This window comes from Amycolatopsis sp. NPDC049253, assembly GCF_040678995.1.
GTDB lineage: Bacteria > Actinomycetota > Actinomycetes > Mycobacteriales > Pseudonocardiaceae > Amycolatopsis.
In genome coordinates this window covers 141100-159150 of sequence record NZ_JBFAQX010000001.1, presented here as the reverse complement: position 1 = coordinate 159150, position 18051 = coordinate 141100, and the positions used below count along the sequence as shown (strand labels likewise).

General features: G+C 70.1%; 22 protein-coding genes. 10 read left to right on the top strand and 12 right to left on the bottom strand.

Translation table 11 applies throughout. From position 1 onward, the window contains the following. Positions 1–8 precede the first annotated feature (8 nt). Entirely contained in the window at positions 9–329 is a 321-nt protein-coding gene (cutA, locus tag AB0K15_RS00840; RefSeq protein WP_364043794.1) for a divalent-cation tolerance protein CutA, read from the bottom strand. 173 nt (positions 330–502) lie between these two features. Between cutA and AB0K15_RS00835 the strand changes: the two genes are divergently transcribed. After that, a complete protein-coding gene (locus AB0K15_RS00835; protein WP_364043791.1) occupies positions 503–1111 on the top strand; it encodes a TMEM165/GDT1 family protein in 609 nt (202 codons plus the stop codon). A 119-nt stretch (positions 1112–1230) separates the two neighbouring features. Further along, the gene (locus tag AB0K15_RS00830; RefSeq protein WP_364043788.1) at positions 1231–1890 is read left to right on the top strand and encodes a DUF998 domain-containing protein; all 660 of its coding nucleotides are present in this window, start codon (positions 1231–1233) and stop codon (positions 1888–1890) included. Here AB0K15_RS00830 and AB0K15_RS00825 read toward each other — a convergent pair. From AB0K15_RS00825 to AB0K15_RS00815, 3 genes are all read right to left on the bottom strand, one after another. Then, positions 1887–2267, bottom strand: a complete 381-nt coding sequence (locus tag AB0K15_RS00825; RefSeq protein ID WP_364043785.1) for a DUF6188 family protein — start codon at positions 2265–2267, stop codon at positions 1887–1889. The genes AB0K15_RS00830 and AB0K15_RS00825 overlap by 4 nt on opposite strands. A 91-nt stretch (positions 2268–2358) precedes the next feature. Next, the gene (locus tag AB0K15_RS00820) at positions 2359–2997 is read right to left on the bottom strand and encodes a helix-turn-helix domain-containing protein (protein WP_360598706.1); all 639 of its coding nucleotides are present in this window, start codon (positions 2995–2997) and stop codon (positions 2359–2361) included. Then, positions 2994–3848 carry a hypothetical protein gene (locus AB0K15_RS00815; protein ID WP_364045321.1) on the bottom strand — a complete coding sequence of 285 codons (855 nt, stop codon included), beginning with the start codon at positions 3846–3848 and terminating at the stop codon, positions 2994–2996. The genes AB0K15_RS00820 and AB0K15_RS00815 overlap by 4 nt, the downstream gene beginning before the upstream one ends. A gap of 85 nt (positions 3849–3933) precedes the next feature. Here AB0K15_RS00815 and AB0K15_RS00810 point away from each other — a divergent pair, with 85 nt between their 5' ends. Next, positions 3934–5106: a homogentisate 1,2-dioxygenase gene (locus AB0K15_RS00810; RefSeq protein ID WP_364043781.1), complete on the top strand. Its 1173-nt coding sequence runs from the start codon at positions 3934–3936 to the stop codon at positions 5104–5106. Here the strand turns inward: AB0K15_RS00810 and AB0K15_RS00805 are convergent. Then, positions 5067–6068 (bottom strand): hypothetical protein, encoded by a 1002-nt coding sequence (locus tag AB0K15_RS00805; protein WP_364043778.1) that lies wholly within the window; start codon positions 6066–6068, stop codon positions 5067–5069. The two genes, AB0K15_RS00810 and AB0K15_RS00805, sit on opposite strands and share 40 nt — an antisense overlap. Beyond that, complete coding sequence (locus AB0K15_RS00800) at positions 6065–7060, bottom strand: hypothetical protein (protein ID WP_364043775.1); 996 nt, start codon at positions 7058–7060, stop codon at positions 6065–6067. Before AB0K15_RS00800 ends, AB0K15_RS00805 begins: the two co-directional genes overlap by 4 nt. A gap of 169 nt (positions 7061–7229) precedes the next feature. Here AB0K15_RS00800 and AB0K15_RS00795 point away from each other — a divergent pair, with 169 nt between their 5' ends. Continuing rightward, positions 7230–8030 carry a DUF2470 domain-containing protein gene (locus tag AB0K15_RS00795; RefSeq protein WP_364043772.1) on the top strand — a complete coding sequence of 267 codons (801 nt, stop codon included), beginning with the start codon at positions 7230–7232 and terminating at the stop codon, positions 8028–8030. A gap of 241 nt (positions 8031–8271) precedes the next feature. On the opposite strand, the gene AB0K15_RS00790 is transcribed toward AB0K15_RS00795, so the two are convergent. Next, positions 8272–8739, bottom strand: coding sequence for a PPOX class F420-dependent oxidoreductase (locus AB0K15_RS00790; RefSeq protein WP_364043769.1), 468 nt, complete (start codon positions 8737–8739; stop codon positions 8272–8274). 22 nt (positions 8740–8761) lie between these two features. On the opposite strand from AB0K15_RS00790, the gene AB0K15_RS00785 reads away from it, so the two are divergent. From AB0K15_RS00785 to AB0K15_RS00765, 5 genes are all read left to right on the top strand, one after another. Next, positions 8762–9586, top strand: a complete 825-nt coding sequence (locus AB0K15_RS00785) for a CPBP family intramembrane glutamic endopeptidase (RefSeq protein ID WP_364043766.1) — start codon at positions 8762–8764, stop codon at positions 9584–9586. Between the two features lie 51 nt (positions 9587–9637). Continuing rightward, positions 9638–10822, top strand: coding sequence for an arginine deiminase (locus AB0K15_RS00780; protein WP_364045319.1), 1185 nt, complete (start codon positions 9638–9640; stop codon positions 10820–10822). Positions 10823–10973: 151 nt separating this feature from the next. Then, positions 10974–11525, top strand: coding sequence for a ferritin (locus AB0K15_RS00775; protein WP_364043763.1), 552 nt, complete (start codon positions 10974–10976; stop codon positions 11523–11525). Positions 11526–12264: 739 nt separating this feature from the next. Continuing rightward, complete coding sequence (locus AB0K15_RS00770) at positions 12265–12666, top strand: hypothetical protein (protein ID WP_364043760.1); 402 nt, start codon at positions 12265–12267, stop codon at positions 12664–12666. A gap of 165 nt (positions 12667–12831) precedes the next feature. Continuing rightward, on the top strand, positions 12832–13173 hold the full coding sequence (locus AB0K15_RS00765) for a hypothetical protein (RefSeq protein WP_364043757.1): 342 nt from the start codon (positions 12832–12834) through the stop codon (positions 13171–13173). Positions 13174–13340: 167 nt separating this feature from the next. Here the strand turns inward: AB0K15_RS00765 and AB0K15_RS00760 are convergent, their stop codons facing one another. The 4 genes from AB0K15_RS00760 to AB0K15_RS00745 all read right to left on the bottom strand — a co-directional run bounded on the left by AB0K15_RS00760 (position 13341) and on the right by AB0K15_RS00745 (position 16206). After that, positions 13341–14168 carry a hypothetical protein gene (locus AB0K15_RS00760; protein ID WP_364043755.1) on the bottom strand — a complete coding sequence of 276 codons (828 nt, stop codon included), beginning with the start codon at positions 14166–14168 and terminating at the stop codon, positions 13341–13343. Then, positions 14165–14734: a SigE family RNA polymerase sigma factor gene (locus AB0K15_RS00755; RefSeq protein WP_364043752.1), complete on the bottom strand. Its 570-nt coding sequence runs from the start codon at positions 14732–14734 to the stop codon at positions 14165–14167. The genes AB0K15_RS00760 and AB0K15_RS00755 overlap by 4 nt, the downstream gene beginning before the upstream one ends. Positions 14735–14854: 120 nt before the next feature. Next, positions 14855–15208 (bottom strand): DUF952 domain-containing protein, encoded by a 354-nt coding sequence (locus AB0K15_RS00750; RefSeq protein WP_364043749.1) that lies wholly within the window; start codon positions 15206–15208, stop codon positions 14855–14857. A gap of 122 nt (positions 15209–15330) precedes the next feature. Then, positions 15331–16206 carry a DUF5926 family protein gene (locus tag AB0K15_RS00745; RefSeq protein WP_360598695.1) on the bottom strand — a complete coding sequence of 292 codons (876 nt, stop codon included), beginning with the start codon at positions 16204–16206 and terminating at the stop codon, positions 15331–15333. Between the two features lie 178 nt (positions 16207–16384). On the opposite strand from AB0K15_RS00745, the gene AB0K15_RS00740 reads away from it, so the two are divergent. Next, positions 16385–17539 (top strand): cytochrome P450, encoded by a 1155-nt coding sequence (locus AB0K15_RS00740; protein ID WP_364043746.1) that lies wholly within the window; start codon positions 16385–16387, stop codon positions 17537–17539. 309 nt (positions 17540–17848) lie between these two features. Here AB0K15_RS00740 and AB0K15_RS00735 read toward each other — a convergent pair. Further along, positions 17849–18051 (bottom strand): hypothetical protein (locus AB0K15_RS00735; RefSeq protein WP_364043743.1); only part of this gene is annotated, 203 nt, incomplete at its 5' end.

Below are 18051 nucleotides of genomic sequence, written 5' to 3'. Positions count from 1 at the left end.
AAAGGGATCTACCGGGTCTGCTCCACCACCCACGACAGATACCGCGGGCTCCCGCCGACGAGCGGGGTCACCACGATCTCCGGCAGGGCGTAGGTGTGGCGCACGTTCAGGAACTCCTCGAGCGCACCCGCGCGGTCGGCCGCCGTCTTGCACTCGACGCGCCACTCGGAGTCGGTGCGCACCTTGCCCTCCCAGCGGTACACGCTGGTGATCGGCCCCACAATCTGGGCGCAGGCGGCGAGCCGCGCCTCGACGGCACTCGTGGCGATGTTCCGAGCGGTCGCTTCTTTGTCGACAGTGGTGGTCACGACCACGTGGTCAGCAGGCATGACTCGCACCGTACCGCATCCGCAAAACAGAATTCGGCACGCCGAAATCTATATTCAGGAACCCCGGCGAAACCTATTCAACAAACCTCACGGGGCAATTCGCAAACCCCATCAACTTGCAGCCTTCTGAACACCTCCTTTATCGTTGAAGTGAAAGGGGTGTCCACCAGCTCATGTCTCCCGCACTCATCGCTCTCATCAGCGCGTTCGGCCTGGTCCTGGCAGTGGAACTGCCGGACAAGACCCTGGTCGCGACGCTGGTTCTGACCACGCGTTTCCGCGCGTGGCCGGTATTCGCCGGGGTGTGTGCGGCATTCGCTATCCAGTGTGTTATAGCCGCGGCGTTCGGCCACGTGCTCACCCTTCTTCCGGAAACCGTGGTTTCCCTGCTCGTGGCCGCGATGTTCGGTATCGGCGCCTTCATGCTCCTGCGCGAAGGATTCAACGAAGCCGACGAAGCGGCCGACGACGCCGCACGCCTCGGTGCGGCACCGAAGTCCTTCCTGCGCTCCGCGCTGACCTCGTTCGGCGTGCTCTTCGCCGCCGAGTGGGGCGACGCTTCGCAACTCGCGACGGCGGGACTCGTCGCGCGACTCGGCAACCCGTTCGCGGTCGGGCTCGGCGCGTTCGTCGCGCTGGTCTCCGTGGCCGGGCTCGCGGTGTTCATCGGCGCGAAGATCCGCAGCCGCATCCGGCCGAAGCTCATCCAGCGCGTCGCGGGGTTCGTGTTCGCCGGATTCGCCGCGTTCGCCCTGGTCCAGCTCGCTTTCCAAGCCGGCTGACCACAGCGACTTCACAGGAACACGAGGTAGCCTCTCCGGAACCAGTGGATGAGGGCAAGGTGAATCCGCGATGACGCGGGGAGCCTTGCCCTTCGCCATGACCACCGAGGAGTGCCCCCATGTCGAAGGCCGCGCCTGGCGCCGTGTCCCCCGTGCACGGCCGGCTCGCGCTGGCCGGCATGGGGCTCGCGGTGGCCATCGCGGCTGACCTGCACCTGCGACTGTCGGCGCAGGTCAGCCCGGTGTGGCAGACGCTGTCGGAGTACGTCTACGGCCACCTCGGCAGCCGCTCGGCCGCGCCGCTGTTCAGCGCGATGTGCCTGGCGCTGGCGCTCGGTTCCGTCGCGCTGCTGGCCGGGCTCGTGAAGGCCCGGCGCTCGCCCGCCGTCGTCACGCTGCTGGGCGTGTGGTGCGCGGGCCTCACGATCTGCGCGACCGTCCCCGTCGACCCCGACGGCCAGGCCCGCACCTTCGACGGCCAGCTCCACAACGCCGCCGCGCTCACCGCGTTCCTCGCCCTGCCGGCCGCCGCGTGGCTGCTCACGCGCCGCGGCACGCCGAAGTGCCCGTGGGAACCGGGACGCAGCACGATCCGCGGCCTGGCCGTCGCGAGCCTCGCCGGCGTGCTGATCGTGCTCGGCGGGTTCGTCTTCGAGCTGATCACCGGTCCCGCACAGCAGGAGGTGACGCTGGGGTTGTTCGAGCGGCTGCTGTTCTGCGTGGACCTGGCGCTGCTGCTCACGATGGTGCGACCGCTGCTGGCGGCCGCGCGCCGCTAGGCGGCCGGGCCCACCAGGATCGGCTCGACGCCGTGGCCGGTGAGCCACCACGACTCGTACTGCCGGTCCGGCCCCACGCGCAGCTCGGCTCCGCCGTCGAAGACCACCGTCAGCGTGCCCTCCTCGGGCACCGCCACCTCGGTCACGCGCTGGCCGAACAGCGCGAGCACCGGCGCCAGGGCCGCACCGCTGCCGGGCTCCAGTTCGTGGCTCACGCCCTCGACGTCACGCAGCACGAACGACGTCTCGAGCACCAGCTCGGCGTCCACCCGCGGCTCGTCGGCCGGATCCGGCTGGTCGACCAGCGCGAGGCGCACCTGGTAGTCGAACGACGTCCGGCGGACCTCGCAACCGACGAGCTCACTCGGAACGTTCACCTGGACACCTCCGCGACGGCTCCTCGGCAAGCCGTCCCCTTTGCTCCACGAGACTGCTCCACGAGACCCTATTCCAGCACGCCACGCCGCACTACGCGTCGGTTCGGAGCACCTCGGTGAGCTTTCCGGCCGCCGCGACGACCTGCGGCCCCACCGCGGCCGCGTCCAACGGCTCCAGAGACACCACCCCGACGCTCGCCCGCAGCCCCGGCACGCCGCGCACCGGCGCGGCCACGCCGGACGCGCCGGCCTCCAGCTCGCCCGTGGACGCGACCCAGCCGTCGCCGCCGGGCCGCAGCGACATCGCCCGGCCCGCCGCGCCCGCGCTGAGCGGATGACGGCTGCCCACGCGGTACGCGACGTGGTAGCTCGTCCACGACGGCTCCACCACCGCCACGGCCTGCGCCTGATCGCCCTGGGCCACGGTGAGGTGCGCCGTGGCCCCGACCTTCTCCGCCAGCTCGCGCAGCACCGGCCGCGCCGCTTCCCGCAGCTGCGGCAGCACCTGCCCGGCCAGCCGCAGCAGGCCGACGCCGAGGCGCACCTTCGTGCCGTCCCGCCAGATCAGGCCGCGCTCGGACAGCGGCACCAGCAGGCGGTAGACGGCCGCGCGGCTCGCGCCGATCGTCACGGCCAACTCGGAGATGGTCGCCGCCTCCTCGCCCGCGTCGGCCACTGCCTGCAGCAGTGCCAGGCCGCGGTCGAGGGTCAGCGACCCCTCCCTGCTCACAGCAGCTCGAGCTCACCCAGGTCGGCCACCGGCTCGGCGAACGACGCCGCCGCGTAGGACGCGAAGAGCTCCCGCACGGCCTTCGCGGCCGGCTCCGACAGCGCGCGGGCCTCGTCGGCCAGTGCCTTGCCGTCGGTGGACTCCAGCGCCTCGCGCACGTCGCCGCCCGAGAGACAGCGGGCCGACGCGACGATCAGGTTCAGGAAGCCGTGGTGCGTGAAGCCCGTCTCCGGATCGGTGTGGCGGACGGCGCGGTGCAGGCTGTTGGTGGCCTTGAACGACGCGCCGGGCGCGCCGCTGACCACCGACAGGAAGTCGGCCACCTCGTCGACGCTGGGGAAGTTCTCCCCCGCGGGGCCGCCGCAGCGGATCTTCGGCCAGCTGCCGTGCTCGATCACCTTGCGCACGCCGTCGAGCCAGCCGACACCGCGGCGCGGCTCGACCACGCGGATCACGTCCTCGGGCACGAACTCCGAGACGCGCTCCAGCCACACCTCGTCGACGTCCGACGGAGCCGGCATCTCGACCATCCGCAGCGACAGCAGCTCGCTGCGCGACTCGACGATCGAGATGGCCTTGGGCACGCCGCCGAGCCCGGTGTCGATGATCAGTGACAGGGGCAGCGGCTCCTTCGGCTTGATCTTGATCAACTCGGTGATCAGCTCCGGCAGCCGAGAGGCCTGGCAGAGAAAAACGCCCAGTACACCGGCGTGTTCACCCGCCCGCGACTCGTAGTGCGCTCGCAGCGCTTCGGGCATGGCCGCGTCCGAGGGCGGAAAGAGCGCCGAGTCGTCGACGAGCCGCGCGAACAGGGGAGGAATTCCACGGGGGCCGGGGGGCGTGAGTTCCACAGCGCTTGACACGAATGACACGCTAGTAGCGTACGACAACAGGACAAAATCGTTCGTTCTGCGGACACCTCCGGAGGAGTCAGCCATGCCCTTCTACCGGCGAGTAGGCGAGGTCCCCCACAAGCGGCACACGGCCTTCCGCAAGCCCGACGGCGGCCTCTACGCCGAGGAGCTGATGGGCGTCGAGGGCTTCTCCGCCGACTCGGCGCTGCTGTACCACCGCGGCCTGCCGACGGCGATCGTCGACGCGGTGGCCGTGCCCGAGGACCGCGGCTCCCTCGTGCCCAACCACCCGTTGAAGCCGCGGCACTTCAAGACGCCGGAGCTGAAGTTCGGCGCGTCCGCCGACGCCGTGACCGACCGGCGGCGCCTGTTCGGCAACGCCGACGTGACCATCGGCTTCGTCGTCGCCACCGCCCCGTCGCCCCTGTACCGCAACGCGGCGGGCGACGAGCTGTTCTACGTCCAGGGCGGATCGGCTGTCTTCGAGACGATCTACGGAGCGCTGGAGGCCTCGGACGGCGACTACGTGGTGATCCCGACGTCGTGCACCTACCGCGTGGTGCCGCACGGCGAGGTGCGCCTGTACGTACTGGAGGCGCGCGGGCACATCGGCCCGCCGAAGCGCTACCTGTCGGCGAAGGGGCAGTTCCTGGAGCACTCGCCGTACTGCGAGCGTGACGTCCGGGGACCGGTCGCGCCGCTGCTGGTGGACGGTTCCGACGTCGACGTCCTCGTGCGCCACCGCGCGGGCCTGACCCGCTACACCTACGCGACGCACCCCTTCGACGTCGTCGGCTGGGACGGCTGCCTGTACCCGTGGGCGTTCAACATCGACGACTTCGAGCCCATCACCGGCCGCGTGCACCAGCCGCCGCCCGTGCACCAGACGTTCGAGGGACCGAACTTCGTGGTGTGCTCCTTCTGCCCCCGCAAGGTCGACTACCACGAGGACTCGATCCCCGTGCCGTACAACCACGCGAACGTCGACTCCGACGAGCTCATGTTCTACGTCCGCGGCAACTACGAGGCCCGCCGCGGCTCGGGCATCGCCATCGGCTCCCTGTCCTTGCACCCGTCCGGCTTCACCCACGGCCCGCAACCGGGCGCCGCGGAGGCCTCCATCGGCGCGGAGTTCTTCGACGAGACGGCGGTGATGGTGGATACCTTCGCGCCGCTGGAGCTCGGGGAGGCGGCTTCGGCTTCCGAGGACGAGGGTTACGCGTGGTCGTGGTCTGGGAGGGGGCCGGGGGCGTGAAACCGGACGAGGCCGGTCCAGACGTGGCCGGGTAGACCGGCGCGCCGACCGGCCACCCACAGCTTCCTCGTGGCGGCGATGTCGAGGGCGGCGAGAAGGCTCGTGCTGGGGATGCGGAAGACGGCTGTGGTGCCGTCGGGGTGAAGCGCGTGGCCGTCGAGGCTGAAGCTGCGGCGGGTACGGGTGATGACGGGCTCGGACGTGACGACGAGCTGGGTCCATTCGCCGATGACCGGCGCGCGACGCACCGCGCGCCGCAACGCCCTGACCGCGAACAGCGCGGCGACGGCGACCAGGAACCCCGCGACCGTGCCCCACGCCGACTGGTCGCCGCGCGGCAGGCTCAGGCGTGCCCAGACGAACAGGGCGCCGAGGCCGACGTACCAGGCGGCGGTGAAGCGTGCCCTGCGCCGCCTCAGCGTCCGCATCGGCCGGGGGTCGGGTTGCGTCGCGGGGACCGCGAGCGGGAGTGCCGTGGACAGGGGCAGGTCGCGGACCCGGCCCGGGCGCCATCCGACGCCGGGCACGAGTACGACCGCGTGGTCGCCGATCCGGAGCACGTGGAGATACCGGCACCGCGAAAGCAGGTCGGTCGCGTACCGGCCCAGCTTGAAGTGCGCCCAGCCTCCGTCGGCAAGCCTGATCGCGAACCGTCGTCCGGCTGTGGTTTTCTCGGTGGCGTCGACGGTTTCGAACGGTGTCGCGAACATGCGGTCGAACAGCCGTTTGTAGCGCAGCGTACGGCCGCCGAGCGCAAGGACCGTGCCGACGTAGTACACGAGCAGCACGAGGTCCGCGACGTCAACGCGTCCGTCGGCGGCGATCAGCGCCACCAGGCCGGCCGCGATCGCAAGGCGGGCCACCAGACGTTTGAGGAACCTGCGGCGGGCAGTGCCCGCCACCGAGCCGAAGAACGGCAGCTGCGCGGCCGGGACGGCGGGGTCGGGAAGCCAGCTGTTCACTGCGCTCCTGCTCGAGCTTCGACGATTTTCAACCGCGCTCGGCCCGAGACGGGGCAGCCGGGCACCCCGACGCGGACGTTGCCGGGTTTGGCCGGGCCGAACGTCCACAGCGTTCGGGCCGCGGTGACGTTGAGCGCGAGGGACGCGGGCCGTTTCGACAGTCTGATGCGGACGGTGCGGCCGTCGGGCAGCTGCGCCTCGCTCCGGGTCACCGCGAGCTCGGTCCAGGTGTCGGCTCGGTGGGCCTTCGCGAGCCCGAGCGCGTCGATACCGCTGCCGAGTGCGTGGAGGAAGGCGATGATCGCCCCGCCCGCGATCGGGGCGAGGACCAGCGTCTGGACAAAAGCGGCGGTCCCGCCGTCGCTGCGGTTCGCGAGGATCTCAAGGACGGCCCAGACGGCGAAGGCACAGGCGCCGAGTGACACCACGACGACCAGCCAGGCACCGCGGACGCGGGCATCGCGGTCCGCATTGAGGACGGGATCTTGGCAGGGCGGGACCTGTTCACGCGAGAGCACGCGGAGCTCGCGCGCGCCGGACGGGGGCTCGTCGTGGATGCGCGCCAGCCACGCCGAAGGGTGGCCCGCCACGATGGCCAGCGCCTGGTCGCCGCTGCGCGCGAGCCACAGGCTTCGCTGCCCGGCGAGCTGCGCCTGCACACCGGCGCCGGGGCTCGCGCGCAGCCACCGGCCATCGGGGAGCCGCACGGCGACCGTTTTGCGCCGAGCGACGAGGCCGTCCGCCGGGATGGCGACCTGCTCGAGGGCGAGATCGGTGTGCCAGCGCCATTTCAGGGCCCAGCCGAGTGCGGCAACGGCACCTCGCCCCCACTGCACCACGATGGCGAGACCCAGGTAGATCAGGAGCAGTGGCGCGGCGGGGCCGACGTGTGCGAAGAAAAGGGCGATACCGCCGCCGATCAACAGGACGCCGAGCAGGGCTGTCCCCTGCGCCTTGTGGATCTTGCGGACCCTCAACTGTGCGGCGGGCATCTTCGGATCGGGTTCCCAGACACGGACGGTATCCGTTTCGTCGGACATATTCTCCCCAGGTGGCGGTACGGATCACCGACTATTCGCCACTCGTGCGAGGCGTGTTACGGATCGGGTCTTCCCTTCTCGCCCGGACTCAGGTTAGGCTCACCTAAGTAGGAGGTGACCTGTGACCGAGGCCCCGACATCCGTCCGACGTCCGCCCGCGCCGAACCCCGCCGAGCGGGCCAAGACGATTGCGACGCGCAACGGACCGGCGACGATCATGCCGACCGTCGAGCGCGCCGATTGCGAGGCCGAGCGCGTGGTGCCCGTGCTGCACCACGTGCACCACAGCGGCAGCGTCAGCATCCTTCTGCCCGACGAGCACCCGATGGTGCGGACGTCGCGGCAGACTCAGCGCGGCGAGCTCGCCGTCATGGTCGAGCTCGCCGACCACGCCCCGGTGGAGCTGCGGGAACCCATCCGCGGCCTGCTGTGGATAACCGGGTGGCTCCGGCCGCTCTCGGCGGTTTCCGCGCGCGCCCGCGCCGTGTCCATCGCCGAGCAGCGGCCGGACGAGCGGCTCCTGGACGTCGGCCACGGCCTGACGCTCCTGCGCCTCACCCCCGCGTCCCTCGTCCTGGCCGACGCGGAGGGCACGCACTCGCTGCGGCCGCACATGTTCAGCGCGGCGCCGCCCGACCCGTTCCACAGCTACGAGGCCGACTGGCTGCGGCACCTGGAGAGCGACCACTCCGACGTCGTGGAGCAGCTCGCGCAGCACCTGCCGCCGGGCCTGCAGGACGGCCGCATCCGGCCGCTCGGCCTCGACCGCTACGGCCTGCGCCTGCGCGTCGAATCCGACACCGGCGACCACGACGTGCGCCTGGCGTTCTCCCAGTCGATCGACAGCCCGCCCAAGCTGGCCGCCGAGCTCCGCCGGCTGGTCGGCTGCCCGTTTCTCCGCCAACAGCACCGCTCCGACTGACGCTCACCTCGTGGGGATGGTTCGTCGGCCATCCCCACGAGGACCTGTCGAGTTATCCACCTGTGGACAGCTCGCGTTCATCCCCATGGGGACAGCCCGGCACCTGTCCCCATGGGGATGGGTTGTCCCCGGGGACAACCCATCGCTCGTTGGGTCCGACCCAGCGAGCAGAAACCGGCCACCCACGACAAAGGCCGGCCCCACCTCAGCGGAGCCGGCCTGGCCGCGGCAAGCGCGAGCCTCAGTCGTCCGCCAGTTCCGGCGGGAAGCCGCCGGTGGCGATGGGGCCCCAGCGGTCGATGGTGATGCGGATGAGGCTCTTGCCCTGCTTGCGCATGGCTTCGCGGTACTCGTCCCAGTCGGGGTGTTCGCCGGAGATGCTGCGGAAGTAGTCGACGAGCGGCTCGACGGAGTCGGGCAGGTCGATGACCTCGGCGGTGCCGTCGACCTGGACCCAGGGGCCGTTCCACTCGTCCGACAGGACACAGACCGAAACGGCAGCCGAACGGCGCAGGTTCGCGACCTTCGCCCGCTTCGGGTAGGTCGCGATCACGATCCGGCCCTCCGCGTCGACGCCGCACGTGTTAGGGGAGAGCTGCGGCCGCCCGTCGGCGCGGGTGGTGACCAGGATCGCGTGGTGGCGGGGCTTGAGGAACTCGACCAGCGCGTCGCGGTCGACCTTCGTGTTGGTGGCGATAGTCCGAGGCATACCTCGAAGGTAGCGTGCGCTCATGAGCACGACAGAGCGATCGGGCATCAGGTCCTGGCTGCTGCCCCTTCCGCCCGATTCGCCCGCCCCGATCGTGGACGAGAAGGAGCGCCGGGCCGTCAAGTTCGAGCTGGTGCTCGTCTTCGGCATCACACTCGGCCTCTCCGGCGCACGCAGCCTGCTGTCCCTTGTGGACTCCCTGCTGCGCCCGGTCCCGCTGGCGCAGCAACAGGTGCAGCTCAACGTCCCGCAGGCCGCGGCCAGCCTGCTCGACCTGCTGCAGCAGCTGCTCAACGCCCTGCAGCTCGTCGGCTGGGGCGTGCTCGGCCTGTACCTGCTGTGGCGCGCCGGCCTCAAGATCCGCGACATCGGTCTCGACCGCCGCTCCCCCGGGTCCGACGCACTGATCACCCTCGGCCTCGCCGCCGTGATCGGGATTCCCGGGCTGGGCCTGTACTTCCTCTCCTACCACCTCGGCTTCAGCCTCGCGGTGCAACCGTCCACATTGGGCGACACCTGGTGGCGCCCGATCGCGCTCACGCTCTCGGCGTTCGGCAACGCGTTCGCCGAAGAAGTGCTCGTGATCGGCTACCTGCTCACGCGGCTGCGTCAACTCGGCGTGCGCGAGAACAATTCGCTCGTGGGTGCCGCGGTGCTGCGCGGCTCATACCACCTGTACCAGGGGTTCGGCGGGTTCGTCGGCAACTTCATCATGGGCCTGGTGTTCGGCCGCGTCTGGCAGCGCACCAACCGGCTGTGGCCGCTGGTCGCCGCGCACACCCTTTTCGACGTGGTGTCTTTCGTCGGTTATTCGCTCCTGAAAGGCCATCTTTCCTGGCTCCCCTGACGCGCGCTCATTAGGCTCGACCTCGTGAACGACGTGACGGCACCGCCCAGGGTGGACAGCGAAGTCGGACCCCTTCGTGCAGTTCTCCTGCACCGGCCGGGAAACGAGCTCAAAAGGCTGACGCCCCGCAACAACGACCAGCTCCTCTTCGACTCCATCCCGTGGGTGGACCGGGCCCAGCAAGAGCACGACGCGTTCGCGGAAGTGCTCCGCGGGCGCGGCGTCGAAGTGCTCCTACTGGCGGACACCCTGCGCACGGCGCTGGAGGACCAACGCGCGCACACCGCGGGCGTCCACGCGGCTGTGGATGAACTGCGCCTCGGCGCCGACCTCGCCGATTCGCTGCGTTCGCACCTGAGCGGCGTCGACGCGGGCACGCTCGCCGAGGTCCTCATGGCGGGCATGACGTTCGAGGAGCTGCCGTCGGCGGAGGGCTCGTCGCTGGTGCGGATGATGCGCGACCCGCACGAGTTCGCCGTCGACCCGCTGCCGAACCTGCTGTTCACGCGCGACTCGTCGGCGTGGATCGGCGACCGCGTGGCGATCTCGTCGCTGACCATGCCCGCGCGGCGGCGCGAAACGGCTGTGCTCGACCTCGTCTACGCCTACCACCCGCGCTTCCGCCACGCGGCGCGCGCGTACGGCGCCCACTCCGCGCCCATCGAGGGCGGCGACGTGATGCTGCTGGCCCCGGGCGTGCTGGCCATCGGCGTCGGCGAGCGCACCACGCCGGCGGGCGCGGAGTCGCTCGCGCGTTCGGTGTTCGCCGACGGCCTCGCGCACACCGTGCTCGCCGTGCCGATCGAGCAGACCCGCGCGACGATGCACCTGGACACGGTGTGCACGATGGTCGCGGCCGACGCCGTCGTGATGTACCCGCTCGCGCGCGATTCGCTCACCGCGTTCACCGTGCGTCCCACCGGCGACGGCGGGTTGAAAGTCGCGGGTCCGGCGCCGTTCCTCAGCGCCGCCGCCGAAGCGATGGGCATCGACCGCCTGCGCGTGATCGACACGGGCCTCGACCCGGTGACCGCCGAACGCGAGCAATGGGACGACGGCAACAACACCCTCGCGCTGGCCCCCGGAGTCGTCGTCGGGTACGAGCGCAACTTCGAGACCAACGAGCGCCTGGCCGACGCGGGGATCGAGGTCCTGGCCATCGCCGGATCCGAGCTGGGTTCAGGTCGCGGCGGCCCGCGCTGCATGTCGTGCCCGATCGTACGGGACACGATATAAAGCGAAGTTAGCCTTCCCTAAATGAGTGGAATTCGTTAAGGGGAGGCTAACCAAAATAAGGGAAGATTTCTTTAGGAATGGTAACCCTAATAGGGTGGAGATCACCAGCTCAAAGTGGAAATTAATCGGGATTTGTCGTACCGTCATTGGCATGGCCCTCACGAAGAAAGAACCGCGCTCGAAGTTCTACGAACTGCTGCAGGCGCAGATCCACAACGAGTTCCACGCCTCCCAGCAGTACATCGCGCTGGCGGTCTGGTTCGACAACGAGGACCTGCCGCAGCTCGCGAAGCACTTCTACAAGCAGTCGGTGGAAGAGCGGAACCACGCGATGGCGCTCGTGCAGTACATGCTCGACCGCGACCACCACGTGGAGGTGCCGGGCGTGAAGGACGTCCGCAACGAGTTCTCCGCCCCGCTGCAGCTCCTCGAGCTGGCGCTGGAGCAGGAGAAGGAGGTCGCCGCCGACATCTCCGCGCTGGCCAAGGCCGCGCGCGCCGAAGAGGACTACATCAGCGAGCAGTTCACGCAGTGGTTCCTCAAGGAGCAGGTCGAGGAGATCTCCCAGATGTCCACGCTGGTCACCGTCGCGCGCCGCGCGGGTGACGACGTGTACGAGATCGAGAAGTTCCTCCACCGCGAGTCCGTCGGCACGGCCTCCGCTGACGCCGCCATGCCCCCCGTCGCGGGCGGCGCCCTGTAAGGCTGCCGGCTCAACCGGCCCAGCCAGCGGGCGCTGTCACCGTCAGGCCAGCCATCGCGGAGCCCGGGTTGTCCCCTTGTGGACAACCCGGGCTCCGTCGTTGGTGGGCTCCTGGCCACGCGGGAGCGTGCCTGAGAGTCGTTAGGTCGGACCTACCCGGGTATCCACAACGTCGGCAGCCGTTCTCGAACTCACGAGGCTCGACCTACCCAGCTGCCCACAAGGGCGCCGATCGGCTGTCGTCTCGCTAGGTCGGACCCACCCGGTCATCCACAGGGCCGACCACGAATCGGCCGGTCGAGCCAACCCCATCGGGGGCGCCCAGGAGTGGCTGGGTCGAGCACACCCCGCGATCCCACTACGCACGACGCGAGTTGCGCCGGGTTCGGCGCGGCTTCACGTGGTCGATGGCACCGCGCTCTTGATGCCGGACCGCCGGCTGTGCGAGTCGATGCTCGACGGCTGGGCGAAGCAACCAGCCCCGCGAGACCTCGGGCTCGTGACCGTCCAAGGGCGGGCGAATGTGGTGAGCGCCTTCGCCCCGTTCCCAACGCCATCCCGTGGCAGTGGAGCGCTCAGATGGTCGACGACGAGTGGCTCGCCGATCCTCACTCGGTGACGTACTTGCGGAAGTCGGCGCTGCGGAACTACCAGACCGCAGTCCGGCCGTTCTGCGACTTCGTGACCGACCCGAACTACGGCTGGGCCGCCGAGTGCGAGCGACGGTTCGGCACACCCGGTGCAGGTCGTGCACGAGTGGAACACCGCCGTGCACGTCCAGCAGGCAGAGGGTGATCCGTGCAAGTGCGCTGTCCGTGGACGAGTTGCAGGCGTTCCTCGACGCCGCGGAACGACGGGAGTCGTTCGCTTTCGAAGGCGCGGCCGCACGGGCTGGTTGCCGGCGATCCGCAACGCCGTGATGTTCCAAACCGCCTACGCCTTCGGCCTGCGGCGCACCGAGACGCGAATGCTCGACCTGGCCGACTTCGGCCGGAATCCGCACGTATCCGAGTTTGGTTCGCTCGGCGTCTGCCACGTCCGCTTCGGCAAGGCGATGAAGGGCTCGCACCGCTTGGTATCGCTCCCGGGGTCAAGCACGGAGTTGCCTGTTCTGGCAGATCAGCGGCCGTCTTTGGCGTAGGGCATCCGTAGGATCACGGTCATGACTGCCGATACCCCGCTCACCCGAGACTCGTTCCGGCGTCTCCAACCAATCAATACACCCAGGCCGGTGCCTCAGCTGCCGGACCGGGTCTGGACGGACGAGGACTGGGAACGGATCCGGCGCGGATATCGAGCCCGGGACATGGACGAGAAGTGGAACGTGTTCTGCGAAGGCGACGTGCTTTTCATGCACCGGAGCTGGACCGGACACGGTATCTATGAGGCGTCCTTTGCCCGAGTGTCTGAAGGCGGGAGAAGGATCGCCTCCGCTGTCGTAGAAGGCGACAGGGAGCGCTATCGGAGCATGGGCGACGAGCGCGACCGTCTGATGCTGGAACTGGTCATCAGCGCGATCGTCCTTGGCGAGCCTGCCGCCGACCTCTGGGCTGGCCTGCGGGAGCTGACTGGCCGGGCTTCAGGAAAGCGTGATCTTCCCGCGGGCGTCGTGGAGCACAGTGCTCTGGGATTGCGTTCCGAGTCGTAGACTCCGCACCGAATACGGGACCCTGCCAGTACCACAAGGGCAGCCATCGGCTGGCAGTTCGTTAGGTCGAGCCCACCTAGTCACCCACTCATCCACAAGGGCCCGGACAGAGAGGAACCCGGGCTCTCCCCCTGTGGATAGCCCGGGTTCCTCGGTCGGCGCCGGGCTCAGCCGGCGCAGGTCTGGTTGACGGAGCGGACGTCGAGGCTCGAGACGGAGCCGTCGTCGGCGAGGGTGAAGTGGTAGGCGCCCTCGTCGCCGGTCGGTGCTACCAACTCGTCGGAGGCCTGGGATGTTCCCGGGTACGCGGCGGTCACGTCTTCCTTCGCCGAGCCCTCGCCGACGCCCTCGGGGGTGTGGGCGGCGCCGTCCGGTTTCACGACCACCACGCCGGCGTCGGGCGAAACCACGGCCGTCGCGGCGGGGACGCCCTCGCCGGCGACGTCGTAGTAGGTGCAGCCGGCTGATTCCTTGACCGGCGTCAGCGTCAGGCCCGAGTCGGTCAGCTGCTCCTCGGTCATCCCGAGCTTCAAGGCCCCGAGACCGTCCGCCGTCAGCAACGGTCCGTTCGTGACCTTCGTCGGCTCGTCACCCCGCGTCGCCGGCGGAGCAGAATGCCGCTTCGGCGGGGCGGACGAGACGTGGGACGGCGCGAGCGGCGGAGCCACGGGCGGATCTTCAGCAGCCGGCGGCGCGGCCGAAGTGACCGGCGCGACCGGTGGCGGGGCCGACACGTTCGGCACCGTCAGCCGCGAAGCCGTCAGGTCGGCCGTGCCGGTCGTCGCCTGGAACTTGAACACCACCAGCCCACCCGACACCAACGCGAGCGCGCACAGCGCCCCGGACGCCGACATCAGCACCTTCCGCCGCTGCCGACGACGCCGCGCACCGGCCATGATCGCCGGAGCCGCGTCGGCCGGAGCCGCGACGCCGAGCCGGTCGTCGGAAAAGAGCGCGCGCAGCCGTTGTTCGAGCTCGTCCTCGGAGACGTTCAACCCGCTTCGCTCCCTTCTCCGTGCTTCAGCTTCGTCCGCAACGAAGCGAGGGCCTTGCTGGCCTGGCTCTTCACCGTCCCCTGGCTGACACCGAGCGCTTCCGCGATCTCCGCCTCGGACAGTCCTTCGTAGTAACGCAGCACCACCACCGCGCGTTGCCTCGGCGGCAGATTTCGCAGCGCCTGCCACAGCGGCTCGTGCTCGAACGGGTCGTCCGGCGCGCACGGGCTCGTGTCCGGCAGGTCCGCGACGAGGTTCTCCCGGCGCGTGCGTCTCCACCGGCTGACGTGCGCGTTGGCCATCGAGCGCCGCACGTACGCGAGCGGGTCGCCCGTCTTCTGCTGGACGTAGGACCAGCGCGAGCCGATTTTCTCGAGCACGGTCTGCACCAGGTCCGCAGCGTCGTGCGGGTTGCCGGTGAGCGCGTGGCCGTAGCGCAGCAGGCCGGGCAGGCTGGCCGCAACGAAGTCACCGAACTCGGCGAACACCCTGGGCTCGGCCGCCACGCGCGCGCCCGCGATCCACGCCGGTTCGCCCCCCGAGATGACCGGTGCCGCTGCCGTCACCAAATCGCCCCCTCCCCCGATGAGATCGCCGCGCACCGCGCCCCCGTCATCCCCCACACGCATGGCAGCCCCCGCAGGTTGTCCAGCTCTCGCGACTACTTTCCGTGAATTTCCCGCGATTCAGCGCACGGAGAGCGACTCGGGCAGCCTCAACGAACCGTCCGCGCCTGATGGGAAATCGTGGACCGCGACCACAGCGTTTCGCGGGATCGGCCCGTAGATGTGCGGGAAGAGGATGCCGTCGGGGTGCGGCGGGGCGCCGTCCTCCCAGACCACGCGCGCGTCGACCCGCGTCGGGTCGATCTCGAGCAGCACGAGGTCGGTGCGACCGCGGTAGAGCGCGTTCGCCGGCAGGCTGACCGTGCCGGGGTCGGAGCAGTGGATGAACCCGATGTCGGCGAGCGAAGGCGCGGTGTATTCGCCGGCCTCGGGCACGGCGGCCCACTCGTCGCGGGTACTGATGTGCAGGATCACCTCAACGATCGTGCCACCGCGAAGGCACGTCGAGGTACGGGTTTACCCGCTCAGCGGGGTGTGACTTCGGCCGGGAGAAACGCTGTGGAAGTTCGACGTCGAACTTCCACAGCGTTGTCCACTCAGCGAATCGTGAGCTGGCGGCCGATGAGGCCGTCGCGGGCGCGGCGCTCGGTGGCGTTGAGCGGCTCGGCGTCGAGCGACTTCAGCGCCTCCTCGAGACGGGCACCGAGCTGGTCCTTGGGTTCGGCCCATTCCCGCGCGTGCGCCTCGGGGTCGAGGTCCCACACCGGGACGAGCAGGCCGTGGGCACGGAACGAACCCGCGTACCGCGTGCCCTCGCCGAGGCCCAGCGTGCCGGCCGCGGACAGGCGCGCAAGCGCTTGCAGCAGCAGGTTCTCCGGCTCGGGACGGACCCAGCGCAGGTGCGCCTTCTCGCCGGCGAGCACCCAGTACGCACCGGCGCCGAGGCGCTCGGTGGGCATGATGGCGGCGTTGGCGCGCTCGAGGGACACCGCGACGTCGCCGCTCGCGTCCGCGTCCTCGGGCAGCCACCAGCCGAAGTCGCTGTGGAGCGTGAGCTCCAGCTCGGCGGCGGGCGCGAGCAGGTCTTGCAGGCGGTTGTGCTCGTCCGGGTCGGTCGGCGTGGTCGTGTCCGGCACGGACAGGACGTCGCCCGGCTTCGCGTCGAGCACCCAGCGCAGCGACCGGCCGAGGTCGCGGCTGATGTCCGACGACCGCGTCTGCACCTGCAGCCCGAGGTAGCGCTGCCCGTCGGAGCGGACGAACGCCGCGGCCGCCATGGGCAGCACGGTGCCGAGGGTGACGTCGCCGCCTTCGGCGAGCGTGAGCTTCGCCGTGGCCGACGGCACGAACTCGCGCAACGCGATCAGCTCCGGCTCCGCGGCCAGACCTTCGAAGGGCTGCCCGACGAAAACGTCGCGCACCTTCGGTTTGCGGTCCGGCTTGGGACCCTTCTTCCGTGCGCCTTTGCCCACTTCAGCCTCCTCAAAGCTCGACGCCAGACGCTATCGAAGCGGGGGCCGCGAGGGGCGCCCGGGTTACCAATCCGGCCAAAAGCAGGCCGACCCCCGCGCGGCACGTATCCGTTGCTACGAAGCCATTCGGCCGTGACTGTGGTCGGATTGGTAACGATCGGCACAGTAGAGTCGGCTCGTGTTCGACGCTTCCGATCCCGCCTTCCTCGCCGACCCGTACCCCGCGTTCGCCGCGTTGCGCGCCGAGGGCGAGGTGCACCACCACGACGGGCTCGACCTGGCGATCACGGTCTCGCACGCCGCATCGGCCGCCGTGCTGCGCCACCGCGGGCTGGGCCGGATCTGGACGGACGCGCAGCCGCTCGAGCGGTTCGCGTCGTTCAACCTGCTGCACCGCAACTCGTTGCTGGAGAACGAACCGCCGGCCCACACGCGGCTGCGGCGCGTGATCGCGGGCGAGTTCGGGCGCGGCCACGTGCAGCGGCTGCGGCCGATGGTCGCACGGCTGGCTTCGTCGATGGTGGACACACTGGCGGGCAAGATCGAGGCCGACGGTAGCGCCGACCTGCTGGAACACCTCGCGCAGCCGCTGCCGGTGGCCGTGATCGCGGAGCTGCTCGGCATTCCCGTGGAAGACGGGCCGCGGCTGGTGGCGTGGAGCAACGCGATCGTGAAGATGTACGAGTTCGGCCTGCCGGAAGCCGGCCGCGACGCCGCCGAGCAGGCCGCGGCCGACTTCGTCTCGTACCTGCGCTCGGTGGTAAGTGGGACGCCGGGCGGGATCGTGGCCGACCTGGTGGCCAGCGAGCTCACGCCGGACGAGGTCGTGGCCACGGCCGTGCTGCTGCTGATGGCGGGGCACGAGGCCACGGTGAACGTGATCGGCAACGGGGTGCTCGCGTTGCTGACCTATCGGTCCGAGTGGGAACGACTTGGGTCGGACCCAAGTTTGCTCGACTCGGCTGTGGAAGAACTGATCCGGTTCGACGCGCCGCTGCAGCTGTTCGAGCGCACGGCGACCGAGGACGTGGAGATCGCCGGGTACCGGGTCGCGCGCGGCACGAAGATCGGCGCACTGCTGGGGGCGGCGGCGCGGGATCCTCGGGTGTTCGATTCGCCGGACGTGCTCGACATCGGCCGCTCGCCCAACGCGCATCTCGGCTTCGGGATGGGGATCCACTACTGCGTGGGGGCGCCGCTCGCGCGCGTGGAAATCGCGGCCGCGCTGTCGGCGCTCTCCACGCGGCTGCCGGGGCTGCGACTGGCGGCCGAGCCGGAGCGGCGGCCGGAGTTCGTGATCCGGGGGTTGCGGACGTTGCCGGTGACGGTGTGATCGGGTTCCTGGGGGTCGGGTCGATGCGGGTCGAGCGGGCCAGTGGATGCGGGCGAGTCGGTTGAGGGCCGGCTGAGCAGGCTGGCGAGGTCGAGGCTGGTTCTGGTCGCTCAGCCGGATCGGCAGGCTCAGCAGCCGGGCCGGGTTGGTGGACTCGGCCGGCCGGCCTGGGTCGGGCTGACCGGTCGGCTGGGCTGATCGGCCGGGTCATCGAACTCCGGCGAGTCGATTCGGGGCCGCTTACGCAGGCTGGTCGGATCGAAGCTCGTCTGGTTGCGCAGCCGGATCGGCCGGCTGGGCTGGATCAGGTCAGGTTGGCGGACGTGATCGGCCGGCCTGGGTCGGGCTGACCCGCCGGCTGGGCTGATCGGCCGGGTCATCGAACTCCGGCGAGTCGATTCGGGGCCGCTTACAGAGGCTGGTCGGATCGAAGCTCGTCTGGTTGCGCAGCCGGATCGGCCGGCTGGGCTGGATCAGGTCAGGTTGGCGGACGTGATCGGCCGGCCTGGGTC